Below are 14,925 nucleotides of genomic sequence, written 5' to 3' on the forward strand. Positions count from 1 at the left end.
CTTGTGCGCGCGGCCTCGCCTACACCGGCATGACACCTTGGATGCCGGAGAGCGTGAAGACTCGTTCGGCTTCACGCAGGTGGCACCAGGCTTCGAGGTAGGGCGGGTCGAGTTCGAGGCGGCTGAGGGTGCGTACGGTGCGGCTGCCCGAGGCAGCGACGTATTCGATCGTGATGTCCGTACCGGTGTCGAGGGCGTGGCCCAATTGGCGGACGTCGGTGTAGGTCAGTTGCTTCGCGTACCCAGCGACGACCTCCTCGGTGTCCGTACCGAAGGGGCCTCCGGCGCCGAAGGGATCGGGGTCCGGGACGGTCGGCGGTGCCGCCAGTAGTCGTGCAGCCACAGCGTGTGAGTCGATGCCCCCCGACATCTCCGCTGCTTTGTGCGTCGCGAGTCGTCCGCCGGTCTTCACGGGCGGCTTTCGTGGGGTCGGAACAGCGGCGGCCCGTCGGGGTGGGACCCTCTCGATGCGTACGGTCCCGTCTGGGGCCTCGGCGACGGGGGCATAGCCCTGGTCCCGGAGCGCGGCAAGGGTCTGGTCAGGTGTGCCGGCGCTGACGAGCACCGTCGGGGCGAGCTGCCGCAGCCCGAGCGAGGCGAGCCCTCGGTGGGCGGCGAGTTCGGTCAGGAGGGACGGCTCGTCGCCGTGTATGACGCAGGAGGCAGGGGCGACGCGCACACGGCCGTGACGGCGTGCGGCATCGGCGATGAGGTAGGACAGGGGCTGTGGCAGGGCGGCACAGGCCCCCTCGGCGATGGCGGCCAGCTCGGCCGAGACCTTGTCCGGAGTGCGGCCGGCGTCCAGGGCCCGTCGGATGCTGGCGGCGCTGAATCGCCATACCGAGGCCGTCCCGCTGGTCTCCCGGTCCGCGGTCGCGTCCAGGAGCTCGGCGAGGTTCGCCGCGGGCGTGCCGCTGACGACGGCCGTGAGATCGCTGCCGAGCCGGGCTGTGCCGGTGGCCTTCGGCAGCAGTCGTCGGCACTCGGTGGCCAGTACCTCGGCGTTGCCGGCCAGCAGAGCCTCGCCGAGTGGGGAGAGAGAGCCCCGGGCGATGACGCCCAACAGCTCGGTCTCGCGGACCGCGGTGGCGAACGGCGTCTCATCCTGGAATGACAGGTGGGCGACCGGACGGTGCCAGGCCACGAGCGGGCCCAGATCCGTGGCGGCCCGCGCGCCCAGCCCCTCCGAGAGCCGTGCCGCAGCGGTGAGGAGTCCCCTGCGTGCCTGCAGGCAGCCGTCGCAGGGAGGCGCTCCGGCCAGGGCGGGTAGTGCCTTGTTCTCCTCGTCGCGGGCCTGGGACGAGGTGAGCGCCAAGTTCCACCATGCCTGGAGCAGTACGGCGAACTGCGCCGCGGGTTCCTGCGCCGCCCAGGCGTCGTACTTCTCGGTGGGCGCGACGCGGTGGCCGTCCGTGGCCATGAGCCCGACCGAGTACGCGGCCTCCAGGACGATGCGCACCACGGCGTCATCGGCCTGTGCGGCCTTTCTGATCCGGCCCAGTTCACGTGCGCCTACCCCACCGGACTTCAGTCGGGCCGGGGGAGCCGACGAGCAGACCGACAGGACCGAGGCGGCGTGGGCCGCGAAGCCCGTAGCCGCTGCCGCTGCCTCCCGTTCCACCTCCGCAGCGGCGACGGACACCATCTCTGCGGCAGGCGGTACAGGATCAAACGGGGCATGCCAGTCGGGGCCGCGGAGTGCGAGTGCCACTTCGGCGGGCATGCGGGCCGGCCCGTATCCGTGACGGTTCCGGATCAGCAAGCCCCGGTCGAGGGCCCATCGCTCGCCCGACCGGGAATCGGGCTCAGGAGCCCCGAACACGATGAACTCCGTGTGTCGCGGTGCGGACCTCGCTCGGTGCTCGAGCAGCTCGCGGGCGGAGGGAGGAGCCTTCGCGACCACGGAGGCGATGCGTTCCGGATCGCCATGGTGGTGCATGACGGCGGCCGTGCGCTGCTGCCTGGTGCCGGGCGGCTTGATGCCCAGCGTGACGAGCATGCCGCGCAGTTCCTCGGAGGTCATACCCTCCAGGAGCTCCTCCAACGGAGCGTCAAGACCCAAGGGCGCTTCCCAGGCTTGCCGCAATGGCGCGGCCATGCGAAGCATTCCGTCGCCATCAGGCCAGACCAGCGCGCGATCGGCCAGCGTCTCCAGCACGGCGTCGAGTTCCCGAGCGGCGGTGGGTGTCGTCGCTCCCAGCGCCTTCGCCAAAGCGCCGCGCGACAGGGGCGTCCCCAAGGCGGCCAGGGCCTCGGCCACCTGGAGGCACGGCAGTGGGAGCTGCGGCAAAGCCAGCGCCACCGAGTCCGGTCGCAGAAGACGTTCGGCCAGTTCGTCCAGCGAGCGCGGCTCAGGGGGAGCCGAGGCGTCCTTCCGCAGGGCGAGCGCGCGCCCCAGCCGCGGGGCGTCGAGGCCGGCCAACCAGGCCGTCAGCGTGGACCGGGACGCCACAGGGAACACCTCGCGAGGTCGGGATCGCACGAGCGGACCAGATGCGGCCCGTGCGCAGATCAAGGATGGTGCATCCCATGGCCGCCGCAGGTGGCGTACGTGAGCGTTCACCCTGAAGGCGAGCCGCTTGAACGGGCAGGGGTTCCGATGGTTCTGGCATGCCGACCGAGATATCTCGAATGTCGGATATAAGCGAGACCGAAACTGAGACCAGGGCATGCCGAAGACCCCGGCCGCTGAAGCGGTCCGGGGTCTTCGATTCGCCTGTTCAGGCGGCTGCGGAGGATACGAGATTCGAACTCGTGAGGGGTTGCCCCCAACACGCTTTCCAAGCGTGCGCCCTAGGCCTCTAGGCGAATCCTCCGCCGCAAACAATACAAGACGCTGAGGGGTGCTCGCGAACGTGATCCAGAAGGGGATCCCCGTGGTCGGGAGCGGGGCCCGCGGGGGGTCTGGGATCAGGTACCCTTGGCGGAGCCCCTCACGTGGCGCTATCTGACTGAACTCCCCCAGGGCCGGAAGGCAGCAAGGGTAGGTCGGCTCTGGCGGGTGCGTGAGGGGCGCTTGCGTTCCCGGGTTGTCGGTGGGCGCCTATAACCTCGTATACGTGTCGTCTCTCGCGCTGTACCGCCGCTACCGTCCCGAGTCCTTCGCCGAGGTCATCGGGCAGGAGCATGTCACCGACCCGTTGCAGCAGGCCCTGCGGAACAACCGGGTCAACCACGCGTACCTGTTCAGCGGGCCCCGCGGCTGTGGCAAGACGACCAGTGCGCGCATCCTCGCGCGCTGTCTGAACTGTGAGCAGGGTCCCACTCCCACGCCCTGCGGCGAGTGCCAGTCCTGCCGTGACCTGGCGCGGAACGGGCCGGGGTCGATCGACGTCATCGAGATCGACGCCGCCTCCCACGGTGGCGTGGACGACGCCCGTGACCTGCGGGAGAAGGCGTTCTTCGGGCCCGCCTCCAGCCGGTACAAGATCTACATCATCGACGAGGCGCACATGGTCACCTCGGCGGGCTTCAACGCCCTGCTGAAGGTGGTCGAGGAGCCGCCGGAGCACCTCAAGTTCATCTTCGCCACGACCGAGCCCGAGAAGGTCATCGGGACCATCCGGTCCCGGACGCACCACTATCCCTTCCGGCTCGTTCCGCCCGGCACCCTGCGGGAGTACCTGGGGCAGGTGTGCGGGCGCGAGGGGATTCCCGTCGAGGACGGCGTGCTGCCGCTCGTCGTGCGCGCCGGCGCCGGTTCCGTGCGTGACTCGATGTCCGTGATGGACCAGCTGCTCGCCGGAGCCGCCGACGACGGTGTGACATACGCCATGGCGACCTCTCTTCTCGGTTATACGGACGGGTCCCTGCTCGACTCTGTCGTCGACGCGTTCGCCGCCGGGGACGGGGCCGCCGCGTTCGAGGTCGTCGACCGGGTCATCGAGGGCGGGAACGACCCTCGGCGGTTCGTCGCCGACCTGCTCGAGCGGCTGCGCGACCTGGTGATCCTCGCCGCCGTGCCGGACGCCGCCGAGAAGGGGCTCATCGACGCCCCCGTGGACGTCGTCGAGCGCATGCAGGCGCAGGCGTCCGTCTTCGGCGCGGCCGAGCTCAGCCGCGCGGCCGACCTCGTCAACGCGGGGCTGACCGAGATGCGCGGCGCCACCTCGCCCCGGCTCCAGCTGGAGCTGATCTGCGCGCGCGTGCTGCTGCCCGCCGCCTTCGACGACGAGCGGTCGCTCCAGGCCCGGATCGACCGGCTGGAGCGCGGCGCCGCCGCCATGCCCGCGCCCGCCCCCGTCTTCACGGCCGGTTCGCCCGCGCCCGCCATGGGGTACGTCCCCGGGCCCGACGCCCACACGCCGATGGCCCCGCCGCCGCCCCCGCCCGCCCCGCAGCCCGTGCAGCAGGCCCCGGTCCAGCAGGCCCCGGCCCAGCAAGCCCCCGCACCCGCTCCCGTACAGCCCGAGAGCGGGCCCCGGCCCGGTGCCTGGCCCGGTGCCGCCACCCCCGGCGCACCCGCCCCCGGAGCCTGGCCCGGCGCCGGCGCCTCGACGCCCGCGGCCCCGGCCCCCGCCGCGCCCACCCCGCAGGCCCCGGCCGCACAAGCCCCCTCCGGCGACATGGCCCAAGGCGCCGCCCAGGTGCGGAACATGTGGCCGTCGATCCTCGACGCGGTCAAGAACCGGCGCCGTTTCACGTGGATCCTGCTCAGCCAGAACGCCCAGGTCGCCGGGTTCGACGGCACCACGCTCCAGCTCGGCTTCCTCAACGCGGGCGCGCGGGACAACTTCGCCAGCAGTGGCAGCGAGGACGTCCTGCGCCAGGTCCTGGCCGACCAGTTCAACGTGCAGTGGAAGATCGAGGCGATCATCGACCCCTCGGGCGGCGTCAACCCGCCGCCCGCCGCGACCGGCTTCGGCGGCGGCCGTCCGGCCGGTCCCGCCTCTGCCGGGCAGGCCCCGGCCGCGCAGGCCCCCGCCGCGCCTCCGCAGCAGCAGTGGGCCCCGGCGCAGCAGCCCCCGCAGGCCCCGCCCGCGCAGCCCACGCCCCCCGTCCAGAACGCCCACACAGCCCCCACGCCCCCGCAGGCCGCCCCCGCCCCCATGCCCGTGGCGCCCGAGGACGACGTGCCCGAGGAGGACGACCCGGACCTGGTCGACTCCGCGCTGTCCGGTCACGAACTGATCGTGCGCGAGCTCGGGGCGACCGTTGTGGAGGAATACACGAACGAGTAGGGGCGTCTCGCTCGGTGGCCCGCACAAGGGGCATCCGGCCACGCGGGCTACCCTGGCTGGCGTGAAGGTCCTCGTCATCGGCGGCGGCGCCCGCGAACACGCCCTGTGCCGCTCTCTCTCCCTCGATCCCGACGTCACCGCTCTGCACTGCGCGCCCGGCAACGCCGGAATCGCGGAGGTCGCCGAGCTGCACCCCGTCGACCAGCTGGACGGCGACGCCGTCGCACGGCTGGCCGCCGACCTCCAGGCGGACCTGGTCGTCGTCGGCCCGGAGGCCCCGCTCGTCGCGGGCGTCGCCGACGCCGTCCGCACGGCCGGCATCCCCTGCTTCGGCCCGTCCGAAGAGGCGGCGCAGCTGGAGGGCTCCAAGGCGTTCGCCAAGGACGTCATGGCCGGGGCCGGCGTCCCGACCGCCCGCAGCTACGTGTGCACCACCGCCGAGGAGATCGACGAGGCGCTCGACGCCTTCGGCGCTCCGTACGTCGTCAAGGACGACGGTCTCGCGGCCGGCAAGGGCGTCGTCGTCACCAGCGACCTCGCCGAGGCGCGCGCCCACGCCCTCTCCTGCGACCGCGTGGTCATCGAGGAGTACCTCGACGGCCCCGAGGTCTCCCTCTTCGCGATCACCGACGGCGTCACCGTCCTGCCGCTCCAGCCCGCGCAGGACTTCAAGCGCGCGCTCGACGGCGACGAGGGCCCGAACACCGGCGGCATGGGCGCCTACTCCCCGCTGCCCTGGGCCGACCCCAAGCTGGTCGACGAGGTCATGGACACCGTCCTCCAGCCGACGGTCGACGAGCTCCGCCGCCGCGGCACCCCCTTCCAGGGCCTGCTGTACGCGGGTCTGGCGATCACCAGCCGTGGCGTACGGGTCATCGAGTTCAACGCCCGCTTCGGCGACCCGGAGACCCAGGTCGTCCTCGCCCGGCTCCGCACCCCGCTCGCGAGCGTCCTGCTGAACGCCGCCAACGGCACCCTCGACAACGAACCGCCGCTGAACTGGCACGACGACGCGGCCGTGACCGTCGTCGTCGCCTCGCACAACTACCCGGCGACCCCGCGGACGGGCGACCCGATCGAGGGCCTGGACGAGGTGGCGGCGCAGGATGCCCCGCACGCGTACGTCCTGCACGCCGGGACCAAGCGGGACGGCGACGCGATCGTGAGCGCCGGCGGCCGCGTCCTCTCCGTCACCGCGACCGGAAAGGACCTGGCGCGCGCCCGCGAGAGGGCGTACAAGGCGGTCGCCCGCATCCGTCTGGACGGCTCGCAACACCGTACGGACATCGCACGCAAGGCCGCGGGGGAGTGAACCCCTAACCGCCCCGGACCGTCATCACCTTTGCCCAAAGCCATTCCATCGAGTGACGGCTGAGCCATCCGGATGACGCCCGCCGAAGCCCCAACTAGGGTGCGGCGAAGGCGTTCCGGCACTTGGCCCACCGGCATTGCGATGTCAGTGGCGGGTGCCACAGTGGGGGAGTGACCAAGACCGCCACAGGCAGTCCCGACGAGGGCAGGAGGGGGTGATGAACGGCGTGTCCGGTAGCGGCTCCGGTTCCGTTGTCGGCGAGGAGATGGGTGTGCGCGCCGCGCGCACCCGGGCGCTCGCCGTGCTCCGCGTCCGCGCCAGGGCGCTGGCCGTCGCACTGCTCCCCACCGCCGCGGCGGTGATCCTGTACGCGGGCGGGGTCACCGGTCACATGACCGGGCCCGGCTGGGACGCGGCCCGTGGGTTCACCACCGTGCTCGCCCTTGTCGTCCTGCTCGCGGCGGCGGCCGTGGCCGTGGTCGTCGCGCGCTCCCGGCCCGCCGTCACACCGACGGTCGAGCTCTCCGAGCGGGCCGCCCCCGATCTGTACCGGATGGTGCGGGACCTGGCCGACCGGCTCGGCGTCCCGGCGCCCTCCGCGATAGCCCTGACCCCGGACTGCGACAGCTGGCTCGAGGACCGTACGCACCCGGCGCACGACGCGGGCCGTACGTCCGGCCTGCGGCGCTCCACGGACGCTCCGGTCCTGGTCATAGGCTCGCCCTTCCTGTGGTGGATGCGCGTCGGCGAACTGCGCGCGGTCCTCGCCCCCGTCGTCGCCGGTACGGCTCCGGCGGCGCACCCCGACATAGCGGCGGCCCGCCGCTTCGTGCAGGGCCTCGACGCGGCCGTCGCCGCTCCCCGCACCCCCGGGCTCGGCCCGGTCGGCAGGCTGGGCGCGCGCGGGATCGCGTGGGTCGCCCGGCTGCTGCTGCGGCTGAGCCGCGGGCACGCCGCCGAGATGGAGCGGGGCGTCGCCGTGGCCGGCTCCGAGCGCGCACAGGCTGTGGACTACGGCATCCGGATCGTCGCCCAGGAGCAGGTCGGCCTCGCCTACGCGGGCTGGGACCGGCTGCTCACCCGCGTCGCGCTGCCCGCCTGGCGGATGGGCCGCTGGCCGGCCAGCCTCGACGTGGGCGTGGTCGCGGCCCTCACCGAGCTCTCCCGCCGGGACCGCCTCGCCGACGGCTTCGCCTCCCGGCTCGGCGAGCGCCCGGCCTGCGACCTGCTCGAAGAGCCCGGCGCCGTGGACGAGGCCGCCTCGCTGCTCGCCGCCCGGCTCTTCCACGGCGGCCCGGCGGAGCCGGGCCCGGACTGGTCCCCGGTGGACTGGAGCCAGTACCCGGAGGAGGTCGTGGACCGGAAGTGGCGCAGCGACGCGGCCCGCCTCCACCAGGTCCTCGACGAACTGGGCGTCCTCCCGACGGGCCCGGCGGACGGTGCCGGCACCGGCCCGTCCCCGTCCGCCCCTTCGAGTACGCGTACGGGAAGGGGCGCGAGCACCGCCACGGGTACGGACAACGTGGACGGCCCCACCCTGACCCGCGTCCTCACCCACCTCTCGGCCAACCCGGAGCCCGCGACCGGGCCCCAGCCCCACCCCGCGCCCCAGGCCCACCCGGAACCCGAATCCGACCCCGACCCCGATCAAGAACCCGCCGCCCACCCCGACCCCGAGCAGCCCCTCGCCGCGAACCCCGCCGCCGATGCCCTCGCCGCCGCCCTCACCGCCCACGTGGCGCGCGAGGAGGCCGCACGGCCCGTGCCGGCCGAGCCCGCGCCGCACGCGGACGCCCTCGGCGGCGACGCGCTGCCGCTCTTCCCGCTGCAGCCGCCCCGGACCGGCCGTGACCTGCTCGCCGACCACGTCACGGCGATGGTCTGCTGCGCCGCCGTGGACACCGCGGGCGCCGCCCCCGGCCTCGACTGGCTCGACGGGCCCGCCCTCCTCGTCGGCGGCGTGCGGAGCACGGACCTGACCGCCCGCGTGCTCGCCCTCGTCGAGGACGGCGACCCGGACCCGCTCAGCGCCTGGCTCGCGGAGACCGGCGTACGCCCCGAGAAGCCCGTCCGCCTCGTCTGAGACCGCCCAAGGGCCGGAAGTGCACCTTCCGTTTCACGTCAATTCGCGACGAACGGTGACGGAGTGCGTGCGTTATGTGATGTGCTGGAGACCGGCACTGACAGCAGCACATGACACGGCGCACGGGGGAGTCGAGGGAGGGGCGCGACATGGGGGCGGACCAGATCAGGCGGTGGGAGTCGGGCGCGCTCGCCCACGCCGTCACGGACCCGTTCGGCCAGGGCCCCCTGCCCTGGCTGCGCGGCTCGGAGAACTACTTCGACGACACGGGCCAGGTCGTCCCCTGGTACGCCGACGAGACACTGGCCCGCGGCGGCAGCGGCGGCCCCCGCACGGCCGACGACGTACGGGGCCAGATCAAGGGGTTCGTCTCCAACGGGGCCGTGGCGCCCGGCGAGGCGATCGATTTCCACATCACCGTGGACCCGCCGCAGCAGTTCTCGGTCGACATCTACCGGATCGGTCACTACGCGGGCGAGGGCGCCACCAAGATCACCACCAGCCCCCGGCTCTCCGGCATCGTCCAGCCGGCCCCGCTCACCGCCGACCGCACGGTCTCCTGTCACCACTGGTGGCAGTCCTGGCGGCTGCAGATCCCGGCCCACTGGTCGATCGGCGCGTACGTCGCCGTGCTCACCACCGCCGGCGGCTACCGCTCCCACATCCCCTTCACCGTCCGCGACGACCACCCCGCCGACCTGCTCCTCGTCCTCCCGGACATCACCTGGCAGGCGTACAACCTCTATCCGGAGGACGGCCACACCGGCGCCAGCCTCTACCACGCGTGGGACGAGCAGGGCCGGCTCCTCGGCGAGGAGGACGCGGCGATCACCGTCTCCTTCGACCGCCCCTACGCGGGCGCGGGCCTCCCCCTCCACGTCGGGCACGCCTACGACTTCATCCGCTGGGCCGAGCGGTACGGCTACGACCTCGCCTACGCCGAGACCCGCGATCTGCACGCGGGCCGCGTCGACCCGACCCGCTACCGGGGCCTGGTCTTCCCCGGCCACGACGAGTACTGGTCCGTCCCCATGCGCCGGACCGTCGAACTCGCCCGCGAGCAGGGCACCTCGCTCGTCTTCCTCTCCGCCAACACCATGTACTGGCAGGTGGAGCTGGGCCCCTCCCCGTCCGGAGTGCCCGACCGGCTGCTCACCTGCCGCAAGCGCCGCGGCCCCGGCCGTTCCGCGCTCTGGCGCGAGATCGACCGCCCGGAGCAGCAGCTGCTCGGGATCCAGTACGCGGGCCGGGTGCCGGAGCCGCACCCGCTGGTCGTACGGAACGCGGACCACTGGCTCTGGGAGGCCACCGGCGCCGGGGACGGGGACGAGATCCCCGGTCTGGTCGCGGGCGAGGCGGACCGCTACTTCCCGCGCACCGCGCTCCCCGAGCACGAGGGCCGCATCCTGCTCGCCCACTCGCCGTACCGGGACAGCGAGGGCGCCCTGCGCCACCAGGAGACCTCGCTCTACCGCGCCCCGTCCGGGGCGTGGGTCTTCGCCTCGGGCACCTTCGCCTGGTCGCCCGCCCTGGACCGGCCGGGCCATGTCGACCAGCGGATCCAGCGCGCCACGGCGAACCTCCTCGACCGGATCTGCAAGCGGGACTGACCCCCGGATCGGGTACTGACCAGCGCGTTCGAGGGGCCGATGGTCCGGTGGCCGGGCAGGTGCGAGAGAATCGACCCGTTCCTGGATCAACCTACGCGGAGGAACCGTGTCCGGATTCGTAGAAAAGCCCGAGCCCGTTCAGGTCCCGGGCCTGACCCACCTCCACACGGGCAAGGTGCGCGACCTCTACCAGAACGAGGCCGGCGAGCTCGTGATGGTGGCCAGTGACCGCATGTCCGCGTACGACTGGGTGCTGCCGACCGAGATCCCCGACAAGGGGCGGGTGCTCACCCAGCTCTCCCTGTGGTGGTTCGACCGGCTCGAGGACCTCGTCCCGAACCACGTCATCTCCACCGATGTCCCGGCCGGCGCCCCCGCCGACTGGGCGGGCCGCACCCTCGTCTGCAAGTCCCTGAAGATGGTGCCGGTCGAGTGCGTGGCCCGCGGCTATCTGACCGGCTCCGGCCTGGTCGAGTACAAGGAGTCCCGTACGGTCTGCGGCCTCGCGCTCCCCGAGGGCCTCAGCGACGGCTCCGAGCTGCCCGCGCCGATCTTCACCCCGGCCACCAAGGCGGCCGTCGGCGACCACGACGAGAACGTGTCGTACGAGGAGGTCGCCCGCCAGGTCGGCGCGGAGACCGCCGCCCTGCTGCGCCAGACGACCCTCGCCGTCTACGGCCGGGCCCGGGACATCGCGCGCGAGCGGGGGATCGTCCTCGCGGACACCAAGTTCGAGTTCGGCTTCGTGTCCACCGAGGAGGGCGAGCGGCTGATCCTCGCCGACGAGGTCCTCACCCCGGACTCGTCCCGCTTCTGGCCGGCCGACCAGTGGCAGCCGGGCCGCGCCCAGCCCTCGTACGACAAGCAGTTCGTGCGCGACTGGCTGACCTCCCCGGCCTCCGGCTGGGACCGGACGAGCGAGCAGCCGCCGCCCGCGCTCCCGCAGGAGATCGTGGACGCGACCCGCGCCAAGTACATCGAGGCGTACGAGCTGCTCACGGGCACGAACTGGCAGTAGGACGACACGAAGAAGCCCCCGGTCCGAGAGGACCGGGGGCTTCTTTCATGGAGCGGACGACGAGATTCGAACTCGCGACCCTCACCTTGGCAAGGTGATGCTCTACCAACTGAGCCACGTCCGCATGCGCCGTAGCGCGGAGCCAACTATACCCAACCTTTCTCGCGTGCGAGACGCACTGCCGTGTGACGGTTCTCGGCACCGAGCTTCGCGGCCGCCGAGGAGAGGTAGTTCCGGACCGTCCCCTGCGAGAGCGAGGCCCGCTCGGCGATCTCCGCGACGGGTGCGCCGTCGGCCGCGAGTTCGAGGACCTCGGCCTCGCGCGCGGTCAGCGGGGAGTCCCCGGCGGCGATCGCGTCGGCCGCCAACTCCGGGTCCACGTAACGGTTTCCGGTGTGTACGGCACGGATGAGCTCGGCCAGGCGCTGGGCGCTGACGGTCTTCGGCACGAAGCCCCGCACGCCGGCCGCGAGGGCCCGCTTGAGGTGGCCGGGGCGGCCGTGACTGGTGACGATCATGGTGCGGCAGTCGGGCAGTTCGTCCCGCAGCGCTGTGGCGACCCTCACACCGTCGAGGCCCGGCATCTGCAGATCGAGGACGGCGACATCGGGCCGGTGGGCGCGGGCCATGGCGAGCGCCTCGGGTCCGGTGGCGGCCTGGGCGACGACCGCGAGATCGTCCTCCAGGGCGAGCAGCGCGGCGAGCGCGCCCCGGATCAGATGCTCGTCGTCGGCGAGCAGCACGCGTACGGTCACGACCTCGTCCCCTTCTCCGACCGGGGTACGGGGACGAGCGCCGTCACCTGGAACGTACCGCCGTCGTCCGGCCCCGCCTCCAGGGTGCCGTCCACCGCCGCGAGCCGTTCCCGCAGCCCCGCGAGGCCCGAGCCGCGCTCCATCACCGCCTCTTCCCGCACGCCGTCGTTCCGTACCGTCAGCAGCACCGAACCGTCCTTCTCCCGCAGCGAGATCGCGCACCGCCGCGCGTCGCCGTGCCGCAGCACGTTGGTCGTCGTCTCCCGCACCACCCAGCCGAGGACCGACTGGACGCCGGCCGGGAGGTCCATGGGCACCGGGTCGATCGCGCAGTCGATGCCCGCGGCCCCGAGCACCCCGCGCGCGCCCTCGAGCTCGACGCGCAGGTCCGCCTCCCGGTAGCCGCGCACCACGTCCCGTACCTCCCGCTGGGACTCCTGCGCGATTCGCTGCACCTCGATCATCTGGTCCACGGCCTCGGGCCGTTCGCGCCGCGCGAGCTGCACGGCGAGCTCGCTCTTGAGGGCGATCACCGAGAGGTTGCGGCCCATGACGTCGTGCAGGTCGCGGCCGAAGCGGAGCCGTTCCTCGGCGACGGCGAGCCGGGCCTTCAGGTCGCGGGAGTTCTCCAGCTCCCAGACGATCTTCATCAGCCAGCCGGAGAACCCGCAGGCGGCGGCGAGCCCGGCGCCGGCCAGGGTGATCCCGACCACGTAGCCGAGTCCCTCGCCCGGGTGGAACCCCATCGCGACCGCGGCCGCGCCGGTCGCGAGCGCGATGGCCGGGATGCCGTAGACCATGCGCCGGGGCCGCCGCACGCAGAGCACGAGGCTGCCCACGGCGAAGGTGACCAGGCCGGTGACGACGGCGGCGGCGCTCGCGGCGTCCTTGAGCACGCCCGTGGCGCGCAGCGCGAGCACCGTCAGCGCGCAGCCCGCCGTCAGGACGGCGACCGCGATCGCGAGCCGGACCGGCCGCTCGCGCCGGTCCAGGGCCCAGTCCAGGGCCCGCGAGGAGAGGACGGCGTTCAGTACGGCGTGCGCGCAGACGAGGAGGGTCAGGGCGGAGCCGAGAGGGGTGGAGAGCGGGTTGTACCCCGACTCCGCGATCGGTACGAGACCGATGGCGGCGATCTCGATGACCATGAAGAAGTGGAAGCTCCACCGCGTGTACAGCTCGACCTTGGCCGCGCTGCCGCGCCCGCTCCACCACCCCGTCAGCCTGGACAAGCGCCCGGCCTCCCTCTCTTGCCTTCTAGCGTCGCGGTTCCCAGCGGAACCACTTCCGGACAGCAAACACGGTGATCACGCCCCAGGCCAACGTGGTGAGCGTCGCCGTCATCAGGTCCTGGGTGTCGCCGACCCCGAGCCAGCCGGCCCGGACGAACTCCATGACTCCGGTGAACGGCAGCAGTTCGGTGATGCTCGCGGCCAGGTCGGGAAGGACGTCGCGGGGCACCATGAGCCCCGAGCCCATGGCGGAGATGAGGAAGAACGGCAGCGTGGTGAGGCCCGCGCTCTCGACGTTCCGGGTGATCGCGGTGGTCGCGGCGGCGAGCCCGGCGAGCAGCAGGATCGCGGCGATCAGCCCGAGCACGAGCAGGTCGGGCCTGCGCGGCGCGGGTACGTCGAGGGCGAGGGCGCCGCCGACGGTGAGGACGGCGCACTGGAGGAGCGCGATGGCTGCGGACGGGAGCGCGGCGCCGCCGAGGATCTCCAGGTCGGTCGCCTCGCCGGTGCGCAGCCGCTTGAGGACCAGTTCCTCGCGGCGGGCCACGAGGGCGGAGACGAGGCCCATGTAGACGACGAGGACCAGGACCATCCCGGTGCCGCCGATGAGGGTGGTGCCCGCCATGCCGCCGGGCAGCTCGTCCGGCTCCATCTGCCCGAGCGAGGACCGCAGCACGAAGATCATCAGCAGCGGCATGAGGAGGGCGATGAAGAGGTTGTTCTTGTTCCGCCCGAGGAGGGTGAGTTCGGCCCGTCCGAGCGCGGTCATGCGGCGTGCGGTGGCGTTCATCGGGCGGTCTCCAGGTCCACGGTCAGGTCGAGGGCGTCGGTGCGGGAGGCGATCTCCAGGAACGCCTCTTCGAGGGTGGCCGAGCGGGCGTCGAGTCCGTCGAGCCGTACGCCGGTCTCGCGGGCCCAGTCGAGGAGTGCGCCGAGCGCGTCCTGCAGGGCGTGCGTACGGATCTCCACGCGCTGGCCGTCCGCCGCGGCCTTGAGACCGAGCGGGAGCCGGCCGGGCTCCACGCCCTCGGGGAGGGTGAAGCGGATGCGGGCGGGCCGGGCGGCGGTGACCTCGGCGGGGGTGCCGGAGAGCACGATCCGCCCCTGGTGCATGATCGCGAGCCGGTCGGCCAGGGACTCGGCCTCCTCCAGGTAGTGCGTGGTGAGGAGCACGGTCGTCCCCTCGTCGCGGAGCGCCCGGACGAGGGCCCAGGTGTCGCGGCGGCCCTCGGCGTCGAGGCCGGTGGTCGGCTCGTCGAGGAAGAGGACCTCGGGGCGGCCGAGGAGCGCGAGGGCGAGGTCGAGGCGCCGGCGTTCGCCGCCGGAGAGCTGCTTGATCCGCACCCGGTCGCGGGAGCCGAGGCCGACGGCCTCCAGGGCCTCGCCGGCCGGGCGGGCACCGGTGGTGCAGCCCGCCCACATCCGTACGGTCTCGGCCACGGTCAGGTCGGACGGGAAGCCGCCCTCCTGGAGCATCACCCCGATCCGGGGCCGTACGGCGGCCCGTTCGCGGTACGGGTCGTGGCCGAGGACCCGGACGGTGCCGCCGCTCGGCGCGGCCAGCCCCTCCAGGAGCTCGACGGTGGAGGTCTTGCCGGCTCCGTTGGTGCCGAGCAGGGCGAAGATCTCGCCCTGGGGGACGGCGAAGGAGATTCCGTTGACGGCTTCGTAGCCGCCGGAGTAGGTCCGGCGGAGGCCCTCCGCCACGATCACATCGGTCATGGTTCAAGGCTCGCGG

General features: G+C 73.0%; 10 protein-coding genes, 2 tRNA genes and 1 other RNA gene. 6 read left to right on the forward strand and 7 right to left on the reverse strand.

Going from position 1 to position 14,925, the window contains the following annotated elements; all coding sequences use genetic code 11:
* Positions 1-19: 19 nt before the first annotated feature.
* Positions 20-2,422, reverse strand: coding sequence for a helicase-associated domain-containing protein (locus AB0F56_RS30635; protein WP_362015477.1), 2,403 nt, complete (start codon positions 2,420-2,422; stop codon positions 20-22).
* Positions 2,423-2,731: 309 nt separating this feature from the next.
* Positions 2,732-2,816 (reverse strand) — tRNA-Ser (locus tag AB0F56_RS30640).
* A 108-nt stretch (positions 2,817-2,924) separates the two neighbouring features.
* On the opposite strand from AB0F56_RS30640, the gene ffs reads away from it, so the two are divergent.
* The 6 genes from ffs (at position 2,925) to AB0F56_RS30670 (ending at position 11,203) form a co-directional block, all read left to right on the forward strand.
* Positions 2,925-3,023, forward strand: an RNA gene (gene ffs / locus AB0F56_RS30645) — signal recognition particle sRNA small type.
* A gap of 36 nt (positions 3,024-3,059) precedes the next feature.
* Entirely contained in the window at positions 3,060-5,180 is a 2,121-nt protein-coding gene (locus AB0F56_RS30650; protein WP_362015480.1) for a DNA polymerase III subunit gamma and tau, read from the forward strand.
* Positions 5,181-5,241: 61 nt separating this feature from the next.
* Complete coding sequence (purD, locus tag AB0F56_RS30655) at positions 5,242-6,492, forward strand: phosphoribosylamine--glycine ligase (RefSeq protein WP_362015482.1); 1,251 nt, start codon at positions 5,242-5,244, stop codon at positions 6,490-6,492.
* Positions 6,493-6,709: 217 nt separating this feature from the next.
* The gene (locus AB0F56_RS30660) at positions 6,710-8,575 is read left to right on the forward strand and encodes a hypothetical protein (protein WP_362015484.1); all 1,866 of its coding nucleotides are present in this window, start codon (positions 6,710-6,712) and stop codon (positions 8,573-8,575) included.
* Positions 8,576-8,724: 149 nt separating this feature from the next.
* The gene (locus AB0F56_RS30665; protein ID WP_362015486.1) at positions 8,725-10,185 is read left to right on the forward strand and encodes a N,N-dimethylformamidase beta subunit family domain-containing protein; all 1,461 of its coding nucleotides are present in this window, start codon (positions 8,725-8,727) and stop codon (positions 10,183-10,185) included.
* Positions 10,186-10,291: 106 nt separating this feature from the next.
* The gene (locus AB0F56_RS30670) at positions 10,292-11,203 is read left to right on the forward strand and encodes a phosphoribosylaminoimidazolesuccinocarboxamide synthase (RefSeq protein WP_362015488.1); all 912 of its coding nucleotides are present in this window, start codon (positions 10,292-10,294) and stop codon (positions 11,201-11,203) included.
* 48 nt (positions 11,204-11,251) lie between these two features.
* Here the strand turns inward: AB0F56_RS30670 and AB0F56_RS30675 are convergent.
* From AB0F56_RS30675 to AB0F56_RS30695, 5 genes are all read right to left on the reverse strand, one after another.
* Positions 11,252-11,327, reverse strand: a tRNA-Gly gene (locus tag AB0F56_RS30675).
* 22 nt (positions 11,328-11,349) lie between these two features.
* A complete protein-coding gene (locus AB0F56_RS30680) occupies positions 11,350-11,958 on the reverse strand; it encodes a response regulator transcription factor (protein ID WP_362015490.1) in 609 nt (202 codons plus the stop codon).
* Positions 11,955-13,187 (reverse strand): histidine kinase, encoded by a 1,233-nt coding sequence (locus tag AB0F56_RS30685; RefSeq protein ID WP_362015492.1) that lies wholly within the window; start codon positions 13,185-13,187, stop codon positions 11,955-11,957. The genes AB0F56_RS30680 and AB0F56_RS30685 overlap by 4 nt, the downstream gene beginning before the upstream one ends.
* 25 nt (positions 13,188-13,212) lie before the next feature.
* Positions 13,213-13,977 (reverse strand): ABC transporter permease, encoded by a 765-nt coding sequence (locus AB0F56_RS30690; protein WP_362015494.1) that lies wholly within the window; start codon positions 13,975-13,977, stop codon positions 13,213-13,215.
* Positions 13,974-14,909, reverse strand: a complete 936-nt coding sequence (locus tag AB0F56_RS30695) for an ABC transporter ATP-binding protein (RefSeq protein WP_362015497.1) — start codon at positions 14,907-14,909, stop codon at positions 13,974-13,976. Before AB0F56_RS30695 ends, AB0F56_RS30690 begins: the two co-directional genes overlap by 4 nt.
* Positions 14,910-14,925: the final 16 nt, after the last annotated feature.

Source organism: Streptomyces sp. NPDC026092 (assembly GCF_040638605.1).
Classification (GTDB): Bacteria; Actinomycetota; Actinomycetes; order Streptomycetales; family Streptomycetaceae; genus Streptomyces.